The sequence below is a fragment of the Rhizobium laguerreae genome, from assembly GCF_019778565.1.
In the GTDB taxonomy this organism is placed as follows: Bacteria; Pseudomonadota; Alphaproteobacteria; order Rhizobiales; family Rhizobiaceae; genus Rhizobium; species Rhizobium laguerreae.
Map to the genome: position 1 here is coordinate 16682 of NZ_JAAXQT010000010.1, position 16845 is coordinate 33526.

The following is a 16845-nucleotide window of genomic DNA, read 5'->3' on the forward strand; positions in this document are numbered from 1 at the left end:
CCGGTTGCGGCGCGATTTCGCTTGAAAGAGCTCCCCTCCTCTGGAACCATCCAAGCGGTATCGCGTTCGAACGACGGCATCATGTGACTGGAGATCAGCGATGGCAGAAACTCGGGAAGAGTGGATCAAAAAACGTGCATACACCCTCTGGGAAGAAGAGGGTTATCCGACAGGGCGAGAGTCGATCCATTGGGAACAGGCACGACACGAGCGCGACGCGCTCGATGGCTCGGCTGCGTCTTCCAACGGCAAGGAAGCCAAGCCCAAGACGAAGCGCACTGCGACAGGCGGCAAGACGAATGGCGTGGTCACGCCGGCGCCGAAGCGCACCGCGAGCCGCAAGACCGCGTCCTGAACACTAGAATACTGAGCATCTCAATTAAAAAGGGCGTCGCCTCGACGCCCTTGATCCTTTTTTGTCATATGCCTGAATTGGTTGTGCGATATTGAATTGCAGGGATGGGGGCTTCCATGCGGGGGTGAACAGAGGCCGGATGACGCTGCAAGCTTTGAGGCTTCCCAAAAAAGTTGAGCCCTGCCCGAATAATCGGGAACAAGAGCATCCCATGGCTGTTTATGGCGAAACCGGGGAAGTTGCCATGAACGACGGCCGTATCGAAATCCTCTCAATCCCGCTCTTCGCCGCCAGTGGCCGCGTTTCAACCGCGATCGTGTGAGGGGATGGAGATGTCGCTCCTCGTCATCGCCGCACTGCTCTACCTCGGTCTCGCGCTCGGGTTCATCCTTGTCATCGACAATCTCGTCGGACTGGTTTTTCGCGATTCGCGCGCGCCGGTTCAGCTGGTCTCCGTCTATATCGGCCGCGCCTTTGCCGCCTCGCAGAAACTCTACCGAAAATAACAGCCCACAGGCGCCGTCCGCAGACTGCTAAAACTGTTTGAACACCCGGCAGTTAAGGATATTTCGACCGCGCCCTTTCCCTCCCATCGGAAGCCTCTATGTTGACGGTTTGGAAGGGCTGAACCCCGAGGTGACAGATCACCCCCGGCGCGGCTGACGACAAGAAAGCGATTTTGAATGGGAAGCGTCGGGAACGGCTGGCCGAGAGGCGGCGGCGAAATCGGCGAATTGTTACGGCATCCGGCGTTCCACGCCGTCGGTCTCGGTCCGGTCGAAAGCTGGCCTGCATCTCTCAAGCATATCGCCGAAATGGTGTTGAATTCCCGCCAGCCCAAATTCGTTGCTTGGGGTCCGGACCTCGCTTTTCTCTATAACGACGCCTATGTGCCTGTTTTCCAGGAGCGGCATCCCGATGCCCTCGGAAGACCCTTCCGCGAGGTCTGGGCGGATATTTGGGAACAGTTCTCGCCGATCGTCGCCAGCACGCTGGAAGGCAGTTCGCAGCTCTTCAAAGAGCTGCTCATCCCGATGCGCCGCGACGGCCGTACCGAGGACACTTGGTTCACCTTTTCATACACGCCTTTGCGCGACGATGACGGCAAGGTCGCCGGCATCCTCTGCGCGGCCCTCGATGTCACCGATCAGGTGTCGGCCAAGCGCGGCGAACAGCGCGCGCTGGAAGAGCTGCGCGCGAAATCGGAAGCGCTTGCAGTCGTCAACCAGGCGGGTGCGGCGATCACCGCCGAGCCCAGTGTCGAACGCCTCACCCAGATTGTCGTCGATGCCGGCGTGACGCTGACCGGCGCGGAATTCGGTGCCTTCTTCTACAATGTCGATGATGGCGAGGGCGGCAGCTACATGCTCTATGCGCTTGCCGGTGTCGATCGGAAGAACTTCGAGAAATTCCCGATGCCGCGCAATACCGAGGTCTTCGCACCGACCTTCAACGGCGAAGGCATCGTGCGCTCCGACGACATCCTGCTCGACCCGCGCTACGGGCAGAATGCGCCGCATGCAGGCATGCCGAAGGGGCATCTTCCGGTCAGGAGTTATCTTGCCGTGCCGGTGAAATCACGCGACGGCAGCGTCATCGGCGGCTTGTTCTTCGGTCACGGCCAGCCCGGCCGTTTTTCCCAAGCGGCCGAGGCGAGCCTCGTCAGCCTCGCCGGCCAATCGGCCGTCGCGATCGACAATATCCGGCTCTTTCGTGCCGCCAAAGTCGAAATCGACCAGCGCCGCGACATGGAAGATCAGCTGCGGAAACTCAATGAAATGCTCGAGGTCCGCGTCGCGGCCGAGATTGCCGAACGCCAGCAGGCTGAAGCAGCACTTCAGCAGTCGCAGAAGATGGAATCGATCGGCAAGCTTACCGGCGGTGTTGCCCATGACTTCAACAATCTGCTGCAGGTGATCTCAGGCAATCTGCAGCTTCTCGGCAAGGATGTGGCAGATGGCGGCCGAGGCAAGGAACGCATTTCCAACGCGCTTGCCGCGGTCGAACGCGGCTCGCGGCTGGCAAGCCAGCTGCTCGCCTTCGGTCGCCGCCAGCCGCTGGAACCGAAGGTCATCAACATCGGCCGTCTCGTCACCGGCATGGACGACATGCTGCGCCGCGCACTCGGCGAGGAGATCGAAGTCGAGACCATGCTCTCCGGCGGACTCTGGAACACCTTCGCCGATCCGATCCAGATCGAGAACGCACTGCTCAACCTTGCGATCAATTCCCGCGACGCGATGGATGGCGCCGGCAAGCTGACGATCGAGGTTGGCAACGCCTTCCTCGACGATTCCTACAGCCGCATCCATCCTGAAGTCACCGCCGGCCAATATGTGGTGCTCGCCGTGACCGATACCGGCGCCGGTATGACGCAGGAGGTGATGGATCAGGCCTTCGAGCCCTTCTTCTCGACGAAACCGGAAGGCAAGGGCACCGGTCTCGGCCTGTCGATGGTCTACGGCTTCGTCAAGCAATCCGGCGGCCACGTGAAGATCTACAGCGAGATCGGCGAAGGCACGACCGTCAAGCTCTACCTGACCCGCTCGTTCCGAAGCGAGGATCGGGTCACGGCCGCCGACAGCGTACCGGCCGCCGGGGGCACGGAAACCATCCTTGTCGCCGAGGACGATGAGGGCGTGCGCGTCACCGTCGTCGAGATGCTGTCGGATCTCGGCTACTACGTTTTGAAGGCCAAGGATGCGCAAAGCGCGCTCACCGTGATCGAAAGCGGCGCCCATATCGACCTGCTCTTTACCGATGTCGTCATGCCCGGGCCATTGAGGAGCCCGGAGCTTGCGCGGATGGCACGCGAGCGTCTGCCTGATATCGCCGTGCTCTATACATCGGGCTATACCGAAAATTCGATCGTCCATGGCGGCCGGCTCGATCCCGGCCTCGAACTGCTCTCCAAGCCCTATACGCGCGAGGAACTCGCCCGCAAGATCCGCCACGTGCTTACTATCAGGACACAACGCCGCCAAGGGGCGAGCGATGCCGCGGTGACGGTTCCCAAACATCCCGAGAACGCCCGCGAAAAGCTGAAGCTGCTGCTCGTGGAAGACGACGCTTTCATCCGGATGGATACTGCCGAGATTCTGCAGGATCTCGGCTATGACGTGATCGAAGCTGAGAGCGGCGAACGGGGCGTGGAAATCCTCGGACACACCATTGTCGACATCATCGTCGCCGATGTCGGCCTGCCCGGTATGTCGGGCCAGGTCTTTGCCGCCAAGGCGCGCGAGGCCTTTCCGTCGGTCGGCCTGGTCTTTGCCACCGGCAACAGCAGCCTGCCGGATCCGGATGCAAACCGTCTCGCCGGTTCAGTGCTGCTGTCGAAACCTTTCAGCAGCACGGCGCTCGACCAGGCGGTCAAGAACGCCGTCCAGCAGCGGCCTGGCGCCTAGAGTATCTCTGGCTTCTCTGCTGCCACCTCTGCTTTTATGCGTCGGCGCCGTCGAACTCGGGATATTTGCGCATCAGATCCACTTCGCTGGTGCAGCTGTCGTCGCGCGCCGTCAGTTCGATCGAGACCGTGTCGGCAGGACCGAAACGGCCATTATCGTGATAATTGCCATCGTCGTGATGGCTGCCGCCATCGTGATAGACGGGAATACGCGCGCCGCTCTGACTGACCAGCACGGCATCCCGCTCGAAGCCCCTCTGCAGCAGCCAGTCACGCGGCGCCATCAGGCGGATGTCGACCTCGTAGGAACGTCCCTTCCCTTGCTTGAGGCCGACAGTATAGGTGACCGGCGATACCTGGCCGTTCACGTCGATCGCGCCGTTTCCATCGGCTTTGACGATGTGTTTTTCCATGTTCTCGGCTCCTTCTTCTGTGCAGGCCTTTCCCATCGGAAACCTGATAAAACCGGCTTTTGTTCCGAATCCGGGCCTTGCGGGCCACGACCGCGGCCGGAACTTTTGGGCTCCTGATCGGTTCAGTCCCTTTGCAAACCAGAGGAGGCCGAGATGCCGAGAGGTGACAAATCCGACTATACCGACAAGCAGAAGCGCAAGGCCGAGCACATCGAGGAGGGCTACGAGGATCGCGGCGTCTCCGAGAAGGAAGCCGAACGGCGCGCCTGGGCGACCGTCAACAAGGAAAGCGGCGGCGGCAACAAATCCGGTTCCGGCCGTGGCAAGAAGGATACGCATGAATCCTCCGAAAAGGGCGGCCGCATCGGCGGCGCGGCATCCGCCGCACGCTCGAAGGAGGAACGGTCCGCTTCCGCGAAGAAGGCCGCTGCGACGCACAAGCGCAACGAACACCACAGCCACCATTAACAACTGATGCGGCAAGCGGAGGCTTTCCGTCAGCCGCATAGGGAGTTTAACCCATGGCCAAATCGAAAAAGAAATGGTCGCAGGACGTCACCGAACACAGTGATGCGATGGACCTGAAGGAAGGCGTATTCAAATCGGACGATCCGAAGAAGATTGCCCGCTCCGTCAAGCACTCCGCCGAGGAGAGCGATCGCCGCAAATCGAGTCCCTTCCGCGCCGCCATGTCGATGCTGACCTTCTACATCAACCGCGCCGGCGACCAGCTGACGAAAAAGCGGCGCGGCACCCTTGAAAAGGCCAAGGACGAACTGCGAAAAGACTTCGGTCGTCAACCGAAGGATTGAGCGCTCATGGCATACGAACTTTATTATTGGGACGGCATTCAAGGCCGCGGCGAATTCGTGCGGTTGGCGCTGGAGGAAGCCGGCGCCGACTATATCGACATCACCCGCCAGCCCGGGCGCGGTACCGGCGTCATGTTCGACATCATGAAGAGCGACAGCGAACCGCACATTCCCTTTGCGCCGCCCTTCCTGAAGGACGGCCGTCTCATTGTCCCGCATGTCGCCAACATCCTGCTTTACCTCGGCCCGAAGCTCGGTCTTGCGCCTCAGGATGAAGGCCTTCGCCATGTCGTCAACGGCCTGCAGCTGACCGTCACCGATTTCGTCGCCGAGGTGCACGATACGCACCACCCGATCGACATGTCTCTCTTTTACGAGGATCAGAAGCAGGAAGCGAAAGCCCGCTCTGCCGCTTTCATTCGCGACCGCATTCCGAAATTCCTCGGTTATTTCGAGCGTGTGCTGCGGCAGAACCCGAAAGGCCCCAACCATCTGGTCGGCGATGCGCTGACTTATGTCGACCTCTCGCTCTTCCAGGTGATCGAGGGCCTGAGCTACGCCTTCCCGAGAGCCATGACAAACCGCAAGGGGGAATATCCCGCCCTGCAGGCTCTGCATGATGCTGTGGCTAAGCGTCCAAACATTGCCCGTTATCTCGCCTCGCCGCGCCGCCTGGCCTTCAACGAGGAAGGGATTTTCAGGCACTATCCTGAGCTGGACAGTGCGGGCTGAGTTAAGAGCCGTTCATTCGAGCGGCACCGCCGCATCGAAGAAATTTCCCCACGGGTCTCTCGGCTGGGTCTCCAATCGCCCCGGCACGTTGCCGAGCGTGAAAGCGGCGGGACCGCTCACCTCGTTCAATTCTGACCAATCCAGCGGCATGGAAACCGGCGCACCCGATCGTGCCCGCGTCGAATAGGCCGCGACTGCCGTGTTGCCGCGGCCGTTGCGCAGATAGTCGATGTAAATATGTCCACCGCGTTTTGCCTTCGTCGCCGTTGCCAGATATTTCTCCGGCGTGTCGGCCGACATGCTTTCGGCCAGCGAATGGGCGAAATCCTTCACCTCCGCCCAGCGGGCCTTCGGCGCGAGCGGCGTTACCACATGCAGCCCCTTGCCGCCTGAGGTCTTGACGAAGGCGGCCAGCCCACGGGCTTCCAGCCGCGTCTTCAATTCAAGCGCTGCCGAAATCACCGCGCTCCAGGCCACGTCCTCGCCAGGATCGAGGTCCATGGTGATCATGTCGGGTGTTTCCCAATTGTCGGCCGTCGTGCCCCAGGGATGAATTTCGAGCGCGGCCGACTGCACCAGCGCCACGAGCCCGTTGAAATCGGCGATGCGCAGCAGCTTTTCGCCGTCCGCATCCTGCGGATCGGCGATCTCCTCGATATGCGGATTCATGCCCTTCCAGGCATGTTTCTGGAAAAACCGCTGGTGGCTTTTTATGCCGTCGGGCAGGCGCAGCAGCGCCAAGGGCCGATTAACGATATAAGGCGCAATGAACGACCAGACTGCGGCGTAGTAGTCTGCCAGCGCCTGCTTGGTGAAGCCCTCGTCCGGCCAGTAGAGCCGGTCGGGATTAGTCAGCGATACGTCCGATACCGGCGGATGTCTGGGGCTCATTCTTCGATCTCGCTTGTGAGGAAATCAAGTAGCCTGTTTTCCTCGGCCCGCAAGCCCCGCAGCGGCTCGTTACCGCTCTCGATCAGCCGATGATCGTTGCCAGCGAGCGCGATGATCGCCGGATGGATATAGCTCGAGCGCGAGATCGCCGGTGTGTTGTGCAGCGCCTCGGCCGCGGCCTCCGACATCTGCTTTACCGTCGGCCGGCCGCCACTGAGGATCGTCTCACGCGCCACACCGAAGGCCGCCAGCGATCCGGCCCAGGTGCGGAAGGTTTTCGCCGAAATGGGAATGCCCGATATTTCGGCCAGATAGGCGTTCAACCGGCCGGAATCGATTGGTTTCAGCGCCCCGCTTTCGTCCTTCCAGACGAAGAGCTGGCGGCCGGGCAGGTCGGCTATCTCCTCCAGGATCTTCTGCAGCCTGGGATGCTTGAGGCTGCGCTGGACGCGCTTGCCACCCTTGGCGCGAAATTTTAGCTCTATCTGACCGTCGACGATCTTCAGGTGGCGCTTCAGCAGCGTCGTTGCGCCATAGGTGCCGTTCTCCCTGACATAGGCCTGGTTGCCGACGCGCAAGTGCGCCTCGTCGAGCAGCGTCGTCAAAGCCGCAAGCACGCCGTTGATATCCTCCGCACCGGTGTCGAGATGGCGCAGCACGGTCCGGCGGATCCGAGGCAGCGCCCGGCCGAACTCAATCAGCTGATGGAATTTTCCCGCACTTCGGAAGGACTGCCATTCCTTGTGGTAGCGATATTGCTTGCGCCCGCGAGCGTCGAAGCCTGTCGCCTGCAGATGGCCGTTTTCGTAGAGGCAGATCCAGACGTTCTCATAGGCCGGCGGCAGTCCCAGCGTCCTGATGCGCGCCCGCTGCGATTCATCAGTAAGCGTGGTGCCGTCCGGCATGACGTAGCTGAAGCCCTTGCCCTTCCTTCGTCTGCGGATGCCAGGTTCGGTATCGCTGACATAGACGAGACCAAGTTCGGTGATGACTTCGGCATTCATGTTTTCTGAGACCTACTTGCTCCAGCGGCCGAACTGGAACCAGCGACGACGCTCGGCCTTTGTCGCGCCTTGCGGCGGTTCGGTCTGCCCCTTCGGTGCGAAGACTGCGACGCTCTGGGCATAAACCATCACCGGATTGTCCTCATCGTGCACTTCGAAGGAATCCGTCTCCGATCCCGTGTCGAGAACCCTCGACCACTCTTTCAGCCCATTCACAACAGGCAGATGGAGCTCGCAATCGCCACCTGCATTGAAGACGAGGAAGAGGTCGTCCATCTTCTCGGTATCCGGAGCATGCACGCTCCTCGAGACATAGACGCTAATCACCTGCAATCCGTCGTCATTCCAGGCGCCGTCATCCATGAAACTGCCGTCGGGCTTGTACCAGGCGATCTCGATGCGCCCGTCCTCGGCTGTCTCCCCGGTCAGGAACCGCTCCTGCCGCAACACGGGATGGGCCTTGCGGAAGGCGACGGCCTGCCGGCAGAAATCGAGGAAAGGATCGTCGAGCCCCACCCAATCCGTCCAGCCGATCTCGTTGTCCTGGCAATAGGCGTTGTTGTTGCCGCCCTGGCTGTTGCCCACCTCATCGCCGGCAAGGATCATCGGAACGCCCTGGGAGAGCATCAGCGTCGCCATCATGTTACGGCGCCGCCGCGCCCGAAGCCTATTGATGTCTTCGTTATCAGTCACTCCTTCGGCACCCATATTGTCCGAATGATTGTCCGAATGTCCGTCCCTGTTTTCTTCGCCGTTCGCGTCATTGTGCTTGTCGTCGAAGGAAACCGTGTCCATCAACGTGAAGCCGTCATGGGCCGACAGCAGATTGATCGATGACGTCGCGCCGCGATCCGAGTGGTTGAACTGTACCGACGAGCCGGTGATGCGTTGCGAGATCTCCGAGACCATGCCGCCATCGCCCTTCCAAAAGCGACGCACGTCGTCACGAAACTTGTCGTTCCACTCACGGAAGGGATGTGGAAAGCCGCCAACTTGATAACCGCCATCGCCCACGTCCCAGGGCTCGGCGATCAGCTTGACACCGGCAAGGATCGGATCCTGGCGAATGGCGCCGAAGAACAGGCCCTGCCGATCGAATTCCATATCCTGCCGGCCGAGCGTACTGGCGAGGTCGAAACGGAAGCCGTCGATATGCATGACGCCGACCCAGTAGCGCAGGCTGTCGAGCACCATGCGCATCACCATGGGATTGGCGGCATTCAGCGTGTTTCCGGTCCCCGTGGTATCAAAGGTGTGGCGCGGATCGTCGGGAGAGAGAATGTAATAGCTCGCATTGTCGAGCCCGCGGAAGGACAGCGTCGGTCCTTTCTCGCTGCCTTCGGCGGTGTGGTTATAGACCACGTCCATGATGACTTCGATGCCGGCGGCATGGAACTTTTTCACCATCGTCTTGATTTCGGTAATCTTGTCGCCGGACATGTAACGCGATTGCGGTGCGAAGAAACCGAGTGTCTGATAGCCCCAATAATTGCGTAAATTCTTTTCCAGGAGATAACGATCGTCGAGGAAATACTGGATCGGCAGCAGCTCAATCGCCGAGATGCCGAGCTTGACGAGATGGTCGATGATCGGATCGCTGCACATGCCGAGAAAGGTGCCGCGCAGACGGTCGGGCACCTTTGGATGCGTCATCGTCAGGCCGCGCACATGCGCCTCGTAGATGATGGTGTCGGGCCAAGGGCGGCGGATCGCCTCTTCCCCCGCCCAGTCGAAGTCCGGATCCTGCACTACGCCCTTGACCATGAACGGCGCGCTGTCGCGCTCATCGAAGGTTAGATCGTCCTCGCCGATCTGATAACCGAACAGCGCATCATGCCATTTCAGTTCGCCCGTCACCTGCTTGGCGTAGGGATCGAGCAGAAGCTTATTCGGATTGAAGCGATGGCCGGCGTTGGGATCGTAGGGACCGTGCGCCCGATAACCATAAACAGTGCCCGGTCCGATGCCGGCAATATAGCCCGACCAGATGTCTCCTTCGCGTTTCGGCAGGGGCAGCCGGGCGATCTCATTCTTTCCGTCAGGCGAGAAGAGGCAGAGCTCCATCTGTTCCGCATGTGCGGAAAATACCGCGAAATGGGTGCCAGAACCCGTATACTCCGCCCCCAGCTCCGGCTTGAGGAAGTCGAGTTCCGAAAATGAAAAGCTCATGGTGCCCCGCTATGTCAAAAGACCAAGCGGGAAACGTGAGGGCGGTGCGAAAGTTCCGTCCTTGAGGGGAAAAGCAAACGATGTGGCTCGCCAAAAGGCGTCTTTAAGGCATCAGCTGCCCGCCATTGACCTCAATGATCTGGCCGGTGATGTAGCCCGACAAGGTTGGTGAAGCGAGAAAGAGATAGGCGCCGACGCAGTCCTCCGACGTGCCGACGAAACCCATCGGGATCGACTTGCGCTGCAGCTCCATCTGCTCGTCATTGGTATAACGCTCGTGGAAGGGTGTGGCGATGACACCCGGCGCCACCGCGTTGACGCGGATCCTGTCGGCGACGAATTCCTTGGCGTGACCGCGGGTGATCGTCGAGACGAAGCCCTTGGACGCCGCATAAAGGATCGCACCATTGCCGCCGCCATTGCGCGCGGCGATCGAGGTGGTGTTGATGATGAAGCCACCCTGCTTCTTCAGCCAGGGATGCGCCGCACGTGTTGCCGCCAGCACCGAGCGGGCGTTGAGGTCCATGACCGCGGCATAATGCGCGTCGGTATATTCCGAGGTGGGCTTGCGCCCCAGCATGCCGCCAGCATTGTTGATGAGGCCGTCGAGATGGCCGAAAGTCTTCGCCGTCTCGTCGACGACACGCTCGGTCTCGCCTTCCCTCGACACGTCGCCCTGAATCAGATGCACGGTGCCGCCAGCAGCCCGGATTTCCTCAGCAAGTTTTTCCGCCGGTTCGCGGCTGGCATTGTAGTGCACGCCGACCTTGGCCCCTTGAGCCGCGAAGGCGCGGGCGAGCGCCGCACCGATGCCGGTCGAGGCGCCGGTGATCAGCACGGCCTTGCCGGACAGGTCCGGCAACTTGATGGATGCTAGCGATTGCGCAAGTTCGACCATGGCGACGATTGCCTCCCGAAAAACCAAGGACATAGGTGATGAAACGAATAGGAGAAGTCTTATCAGGGTAAATCGACGAAGGGCAATGCACGAAAGAGCGAGATTCGCATGGTGTTTAATGCCGGCCAGCAGGATTGAGTTCCCGAGAGAGCTCGACAAGTGTCACGCCCCGGCCTGGCAATGTTTCCTTGTTATTGTCGATGTAAGGACCATAAACCTCAAGGAAAGACTGCACGGTATCATTGAAGAAGACTGCCGTTGTTTCCTTGGAGCAGAGTGACGCATTCACGCAAAGAGCAAGCCGGTTGAAGAAATAGACGACTTCCCTGACTTGCTCCCGGCGCGCAGGCTCCTGCGCAATCTGACGGTTTAAGGACTGCAACAGATTATCCATGGCATGCCCGCCTGTGTCAGCCCTCCTCTTGTCGCCGACCGGGATCGTCTCAAGGAACGTTGAATAAAACTGGCGAAGTTCGCCGTAGGCTTGCCGATAGCCTTGCGTTTCCCAGGTCTCGATGAGAGTGAGCGTATATTTCGTGCGATCCATCTCCTTCTTCTCGATGTACTCGAAAACCGCCCAAAAGATACCGCCTATCGCGCTGACGAAGGTCAAAACGGCAACGATGCTGCTCAGAAACGACCAGCCGGCTTCCGAAATATTTAAGAAAGAGAGCCCGACCCGCCGCTTGGATGATGGCTGGCTCATGGCTTGCAATTCTCCACCAGATCGAACCGCACCGACGGATCGATCTTACCTTCGTGCCCATCCAGCAATCGTTTGAGGCAAACAAGGCTTGCCTCATCGAAGATGTAGACCGATCGTAGCTCGCGCTGGTTCCGCGCGCTGGATTCGCTTCCGAGTGATAAAAGCCCAGGCATCCGATCCAGACCGCGACGTTCGCGCCCGTCATCGCCAGCACAGGCGGAGAGATCGACCTCCGTATTGCTCGTTTCCGAGCTTCGAGCAGTTGAAAGAAACTTTTCATAGTCCTGACGGAAGCAATTTGCCCGCACTCCATCCAGCTCGACGACCTCGTCACAGATGAGGCACGCAGCACCGGAGGCGGCAGGTGCGAGAAGCAGCATGGCAGCTGCTAGGATCGCAACCGTTCTATAGGCGTTGCGAAATCTAAAAAAGGGCATAGTCCCCCACCAGTCGGCTGTTGATGATCCAGGGTGTCTGCTTGCCGCCGCTCGCAGCGAAAACCAGCGTCTTGACGCCGCGATACAGTTCGGAGGCCTCGATGCGACCATTGTGGTTGTGGTCATAACGATCACGTTCTTTCCCGAGGACGGTAACGATCGCGTTGGTGAACAGGCCCCCCACCTCGCGGCGCCCGAGCGACTCCTGTCGCCCCTTCGCAGCGGCGAGAACGGTGAGATTGGATCTAAGGGCGGCGAGGCTGTTGGCGAGATCGTCGTTGGTGGTGAAAGACCCGGTCCCCGCGGCGCCGGAGTGGCAGGCGTCAAGAAGGATGGTGATGCGCGCTTCGGTCCTTTCGAACAGCGCCGCCAGCCGGTCGAAAGGCAAGGCTGTGTGTTCGAGATCCGTTGGATCGGTGGCCGACGTCGCGAAAAAGAAACGCCCATTGCGGTCCTGCATGCCATGGCCGGCCAGAAACAGGACCGCGTGGTCCCCACGCGCCAGCCCGTCCAGCAGTCGCGCAGTCGCCTCCAGTATGGCCTCGGGTGTGGCACGCCTGTCCTTCGGCCCTACCTCGCCGCGGAACGGTGGCTCTTTGCCAAGCGGCTCGGTCAGCGTTTCGAGCACCGTGCCTGCATCGCGCAGAGGGTAGTTGAGCGAGCGCAGTCGCTCGTCCTCGTAAGTATTCACGCCGATGACGAGCGCGCGGGTGATCGCGCGGCGCGCAAGAGGCTCGCCGAGATCAGCGGATACCGGGAGGCTGGCCAGACCCGCAGAATTGAATCCGATGACGGACACCCAACGCGCGTCCTTAAGCCTCTCGAACGACACTGCATTTCCGACGGTGGCAGCATCAACCGTTTCGGTCAGGACACCGTCCTGAAAAACGGACATATGCACCGTCTCAGCCGGATCGAAGTGCAATACCGCTCTTACGCGACTGCCGTTTTCCTCGAGCGCGATCTCGCCTGTCAACGACGGCGGTACGCCCACCTCGGCGGCAGCCTCCGGCGTCTGCCCGCGATCAAGAACGGCGCGCGCCAGATCTGGGACCAGGCGCGCTGTGCCAAACCGGTCGAGACTATACTGTCCAACCCTACCGGGAAACTTCAGATCGATGAGGGTGGCGGCCTCGGCTGTCGCGTCGTAGTAATAGTCCTTGGTCCAGACCGCGATCTCGTCGTCGGCGATGCGCCCGGACAGGGGCGATTGCCTATCGTCCAGAATGGCGTGAATGTAGAAGTTGCCGTCAGAATTAAGTTGCACCGCATGGCGACGGTCTTTGGTCAACCAGGCATCGACGAGGAGGTCGCCATTCGGAAGATTCTCGCCGATCCAGAGGAATTTCTGTGTTGCGCGGTCACGCACAGTCATGACGCCGTTGCCGGGCGCATAGGTCAGCAGAAGGTCGTCATTGGCTTTGATACGAAAAGGGTGCTCGTACCACAGACGATGGGCATTGTTTTCGAAGAAAAATGCGCCTTCCGCCTGAAGTGACGCACTCGCCGCCGGCGCGGGGCGCGCGATATCCATGACGTAAAGGGCAGCATAGGGCCTGAGGCTCCCGAACGTCGCGCCCGCAACACACTCCGCACGTGCCACCCATACCGCCCCGCGAGACGTGCGGACCGTCGAGACCTCGACAACATCGCGAGGCGCTAACAGCGAACCCGTGCCCCCCGTGCTTGAGGATTCTCCGAGTAGAAGATGTTCACAGTCGGAGATGGGACCCTCGTCCCCGACGGGCAGAGCCCAGTCGAAGCGCCAGCCCGCACGCTCCGCCTCGCGGCGGAAGCGCCCCATCGCCTCTGCGGATCGTTTCAGCCGCTGGTCACGATCAAGCGCGTGAAGGGCGTTATTCTCACCTGCGGCGTAGGACTCGACGAGGCGTTCACCGTCGACCATTGGATCGAGCGCGACGCCGAGGCGCAAGAGTTGTTCGGGCAAGGCAGCGGCGAGAGGTGTGTCGTTGCCGGCTCTGGTGGAGCCTTGGTCGTTCGATGCCACGGCCGCATCGATCATGACTGCCTGAAGCTCAATTTTGCCCAGTGTGCGCGACAGGCTTTCCGTAAAATCGCGTGGGCGGCGGCTATCGGCGTCCGCGACCTCCCAGTCTTCCCAGGTACTGGTCGTCCTGAAGCCGCCGGCAACATCGAATTCCCGAGCGACACTGACGGGCGACACCATGCCAAGCGACCAGAACATATGAAAATGAAGGGGAACCGTCTCGCCACCTTGAGAACTGTAAGCGCCGGAAGAATTCGCGATCGAAGCGTAATCTGGATTCTGGAGCGCACCAACGCGGTAGCCGGCGCCACCCCAAATGGCGTAGGCGGCATTCTCCAGATCGATCGCCACCCGCGTTTGACCGCGTTCCGCCGTGCAGCAAGACGGCCCGGTAATCTGTTCACGTATGCGCAAATGGTCGCCGAAGGTGGAGGAAAAATTCACCTCTGCCCAAGGCGCGAGCGTGGTGAAGACGACACTGTCACCGAGCGCCCAGCGAAGGTCGCCGGCATCCGCCGTCGCGGCCGTATGCCCATCGACCATGTCGACGATGTCGAGCCGGCCATTATGCTCGACGCCGATGAAGCGGTGGGTCGGCGAGATCTGCAGGTGTGTGCCTGCCCGCTCGACGATTTCCGTCCCGCTTGCCGCATCCAGCAGAAGAAAGCGGGTATCGTTGAGGAGGATGCGGCGGGAGAATTTAGGGATATCGATGCTATGTGTGAACGCCGCGCGGCCCTCGGCGGTGTTGAGGACGATCTCGGCAGGCGCCGGTACGATTTCGAGCCGCTCTGACTCTTCCTTCAGAACGATCTCCTCCTCACAGGCGCGCAGATAGCCGACCAATGAGACGGATAGGTTCAAAGGCCCCGCTTGCAGCGGAATGGTTGAAACTGAACCGTCGGCCCCGGCGCCACGCGTCGCCAGAGCGACCACCGCGCGTGTCTTGCCGAGACCGGTTTTTATCGCGAACGGATTGGGTGCGGCAGGACCAAGCGCCACATGCCCCTTGCCTTTAAAACGGACGGGCTGTTCTGCTTTGACCATGAACCAAACCGGTATGCGATCTGCGAGCGTGTTGCCCGACCACTCGATCGCAAAGCTGTTTCCGGCGCGCAGCGGTCCCTGATGCGGCAGTGTCCATTGGAATTTTTCGGCCAGACGCCGGAGCGTCTCCTTCTCCTCGTCGCATGACCCGCCGAGCCTGCGAGCGGCTTGTTTCACGCGGGCCTGGAAGCCCTCCAGTGTCTCGCCCTCGTGCCACCCGACCGCTCCATCGACGATCGGTCCCGGTCCACGGGTGGGTGGAGGTGCTAAACTCGCCTTCCGGCCATCGAAAACGCCGCTCCTTGCGGCTGCGTGGGGTTTGGGCGAGCCCTTTTCGGACTTCAGGAAACATGCCCCGCCGCTCGGGTTGAACGTATAGGCCTGGCACATGTCGGTTTCCGAGCAGATCGCGATACAGCCGCCTTCCGTCAGGCCACGCAGAAGCGGATCGGCCAGCCCATGTCGAATGTCATTGCCGGCAAGATCCGTGTTCGGCTGCGAGGTCCACGTTCCTTCGGACATCGTGACCTCGGCCAGCTCGTCGGCAAGGCGGGAGAACCGTCCAGGGAAGGGATCCTGGCCGCTGCGGAGTCTGGCGAGGAGGGTAGCACATGCCTTTCCAACCCGGTCGTATTCGGGGCCGAATTGCGCGAGACCGAAGGACATCGACCATGTCCCCAACTTGAGGTTCAACGATCGCCCGGAGGAAAGGCGGGCGATGAGCGCTGCATCACGACCGGCATCGAGGACCGGTCTTTTGCGGATGCCATCGAGAGGAAGCATTGCCTCAGGGCCTCGATCCACCGTCAGACCCGCGCTAGAGACCGACGGTGTCGAGTAGCCCGCCACCTCTTCTAAATCAAGGACCACACCGACTTCGGCATCGCAGGCAAGACGAAGGCAGACCTTGCTGTAGCCGGTGGAGGCGCAGACTTTGCTGCCGATCCCCGTGTCGTCCAGCTGCCACGGTGGCAAGGCCGCATCGCCGACAACCGGGCCTGTCCCATGGGAGAGCTCCTCCTCCATGTTGACGGCATGTGCCTCGCGGATCGATGCCGGCGCTTCCCAGCTCCGATCCGCCGCCCAGGCCGCCATCGCAGCCATGGTCGCTTGGTCTGTCTGCCCATTCACCGGCCCCGAATAGTAGCCGAGCCGGGATAGGGCAGATTGAACACGACGAACAGTCCCATCTTCTGGACCAGAGCTTGGACGATCCTGTTCTGCAACCTGTCCCTGCGCGCGTTCAGCTTCCAGGGAATTGAGATGCGCGACACGGAGGGTTGTTGGAGCCTCCCATCCCCGATCGCGTGCCCACGCTGCTACCGAACTCCACGTGTCAGGCCCGGCATCTCCGTCGATCGGACCGTGATAGTAACCGAGTGCTTCCAGGGCACGCTGCAGGCGTTGCACTTGCGTTCCTGTCAGCTGTGACCGAAAAGTCGGCATCGGTTTAGACGTTAGGCGACCAGCCTCGGGCGGCGCAGCATCACGTGTGACGCCGTCGGTCAAGCTCCTGATGATGTCGAGTGGAGACTGCGCCAGAGCCGGCTGCGACAGCAACATGATACATGCCAGAGCAATCCCCATTACCCTCATTGCTGCAGCATGGCCCCCAGCCAAAAGTTAATAAAGAGTATACTGCCGAAGAACTGAGGGTTCCTCAAGTGAATATTTCAGGACTGGTGCGTCTTACCCGTTACCGCCCTAGCAGAGCGCGTCGCCGCAGCGTCCACTACTACACCAATACGAGTTCGATTTTCGCCGGCATCAAGTTATTCCTTGCCTTTGAACACTTTGTTCTTTCGACATCCAGAATGGCGCTCGATGCCAGCGGATATGAATGATCGCAGTCCGGCTGGTCCTCGTCCATTTGTTACGGTGGAGGCGAATGTGCCGCCTGCGGTGTTGGCGATTTGGCGGCAAGAGTCGCGACGATGCGAAAACCTTGAGTGGGCGTTCGCCGACGT

16 protein-coding genes are annotated in these 16845 nt (G+C 60.6%); 8 read left to right on the forward strand and 8 right to left on the reverse strand.

What is annotated here, in order from left to right; translation table 11 throughout:
- Nucleotides 1-100: 100 nt before the first annotated feature.
- The 4 genes from HFO71_RS26840 (at nt 101) to HFO71_RS26855 (ending at nt 3762) form a co-directional block, all read left to right on the forward strand.
- Nucleotides 101-355 carry a DUF2934 domain-containing protein gene (locus HFO71_RS26840; protein WP_168256041.1) on the forward strand — a complete coding sequence of 85 codons (255 nt, stop codon included), beginning with the start codon at nt 101-103 and terminating at the stop codon, nt 353-355.
- Between the two features lie 139 nt (nt 356-494).
- A complete protein-coding gene (locus tag HFO71_RS26845) occupies nt 495-677 on the forward strand; it encodes a hypothetical protein (RefSeq protein ID WP_020052618.1) in 183 nt (60 codons plus the stop codon).
- 10 nt (nt 678-687) lie between these two features.
- On the forward strand, nt 688-861 hold the full coding sequence (locus HFO71_RS26850; RefSeq protein ID WP_165503844.1) for a hypothetical protein: 174 nt from the start codon (nt 688-690) through the stop codon (nt 859-861).
- A gap of 177 nt (nt 862-1038) precedes the next feature.
- Nucleotides 1039-3762 (forward strand): hybrid sensor histidine kinase/response regulator, encoded by a 2724-nt coding sequence (locus HFO71_RS26855; RefSeq protein ID WP_221988611.1) that lies wholly within the window; start codon nt 1039-1041, stop codon nt 3760-3762.
- Between the two features lie 34 nt (nt 3763-3796).
- Here the strand turns inward: HFO71_RS26855 and HFO71_RS26860 are convergent, their stop codons facing one another.
- Nucleotides 3797-4174 (reverse strand): hypothetical protein, encoded by a 378-nt coding sequence (locus HFO71_RS26860; RefSeq protein WP_026158379.1) that lies wholly within the window; start codon nt 4172-4174, stop codon nt 3797-3799.
- 153 nt (nt 4175-4327) lie between these two features.
- On the opposite strand from HFO71_RS26860, the gene HFO71_RS26865 reads away from it, so the two are divergent.
- The 3 genes from HFO71_RS26865 to HFO71_RS26875 are packed head-to-tail and all read left to right on the forward strand — an operon-like array spanning nt 4328 to nt 5718.
- Complete coding sequence (locus HFO71_RS26865; protein WP_221988612.1) at nt 4328-4642, forward strand: plasmid stabilization protein; 315 nt, start codon at nt 4328-4330, stop codon at nt 4640-4642.
- 53 nt (nt 4643-4695) lie between these two features.
- On the forward strand, nt 4696-4986 hold the full coding sequence (locus HFO71_RS26870; RefSeq protein WP_020053081.1) for a DUF3175 domain-containing protein: 291 nt from the start codon (nt 4696-4698) through the stop codon (nt 4984-4986).
- 6 nt (nt 4987-4992) lie between these two features.
- Nucleotides 4993-5718 carry a glutathione S-transferase gene (locus HFO71_RS26875; protein ID WP_221988613.1) on the forward strand — a complete coding sequence of 242 codons (726 nt, stop codon included), beginning with the start codon at nt 4993-4995 and terminating at the stop codon, nt 5716-5718.
- A gap of 12 nt (nt 5719-5730) precedes the next feature.
- On the opposite strand, the gene ligD is transcribed toward HFO71_RS26875, so the two are convergent.
- The 7 genes from ligD to HFO71_RS26910 all read right to left on the reverse strand — a co-directional run bounded on the left by ligD (nt 5731) and on the right by HFO71_RS26910 (nt 16474).
- Nucleotides 5731-6609, reverse strand: a complete 879-nt coding sequence (gene ligD, locus HFO71_RS26880) for a non-homologous end-joining DNA ligase (protein ID WP_221988615.1) — start codon at nt 6607-6609, stop codon at nt 5731-5733.
- Entirely contained in the window at nt 6606-7613 is a 1008-nt protein-coding gene (locus tag HFO71_RS26885) for a DNA topoisomerase IB (protein ID WP_077980196.1), read from the reverse strand. The genes ligD and HFO71_RS26885 overlap by 4 nt, the downstream gene beginning before the upstream one ends.
- 12 nt (nt 7614-7625) lie before the next feature.
- Nucleotides 7626-9782 carry a glycogen debranching protein GlgX gene (glgX, locus tag HFO71_RS26890; RefSeq protein ID WP_168256043.1) on the reverse strand — a complete coding sequence of 719 codons (2157 nt, stop codon included), beginning with the start codon at nt 9780-9782 and terminating at the stop codon, nt 7626-7628.
- A 103-nt stretch (nt 9783-9885) separates the two neighbouring features.
- Nucleotides 9886-10680 carry an SDR family NAD(P)-dependent oxidoreductase gene (locus tag HFO71_RS26895; protein WP_026265610.1) on the reverse strand — a complete coding sequence of 265 codons (795 nt, stop codon included), beginning with the start codon at nt 10678-10680 and terminating at the stop codon, nt 9886-9888.
- 115 nt (nt 10681-10795) lie between these two features.
- Nucleotides 10796-11386, reverse strand: a complete 591-nt coding sequence (locus HFO71_RS26900) for a DUF4760 domain-containing protein (protein ID WP_077980199.1) — start codon at nt 11384-11386, stop codon at nt 10796-10798.
- Entirely contained in the window at nt 11383-11823 is a 441-nt protein-coding gene (locus tag HFO71_RS26905; RefSeq protein ID WP_077980200.1) for a hypothetical protein, read from the reverse strand. Before HFO71_RS26905 ends, HFO71_RS26900 begins: the two co-directional genes overlap by 4 nt.
- A complete protein-coding gene (locus HFO71_RS26910) occupies nt 11810-16474 on the reverse strand; it encodes a caspase family protein (RefSeq protein WP_221988617.1) in 4665 nt (1554 codons plus the stop codon). The genes HFO71_RS26905 and HFO71_RS26910 overlap by 14 nt, the downstream gene beginning before the upstream one ends.
- Here HFO71_RS26910 and HFO71_RS26915 point away from each other — a divergent pair.
- Nucleotides 16447-16722 (forward strand): hypothetical protein, encoded by a 276-nt coding sequence (locus HFO71_RS26915; protein WP_221988619.1) that lies wholly within the window; start codon nt 16447-16449, stop codon nt 16720-16722. The two genes, HFO71_RS26910 and HFO71_RS26915, sit on opposite strands and share 28 nt — an antisense overlap.
- Nucleotides 16723-16845: the final 123 nt, after the last annotated feature.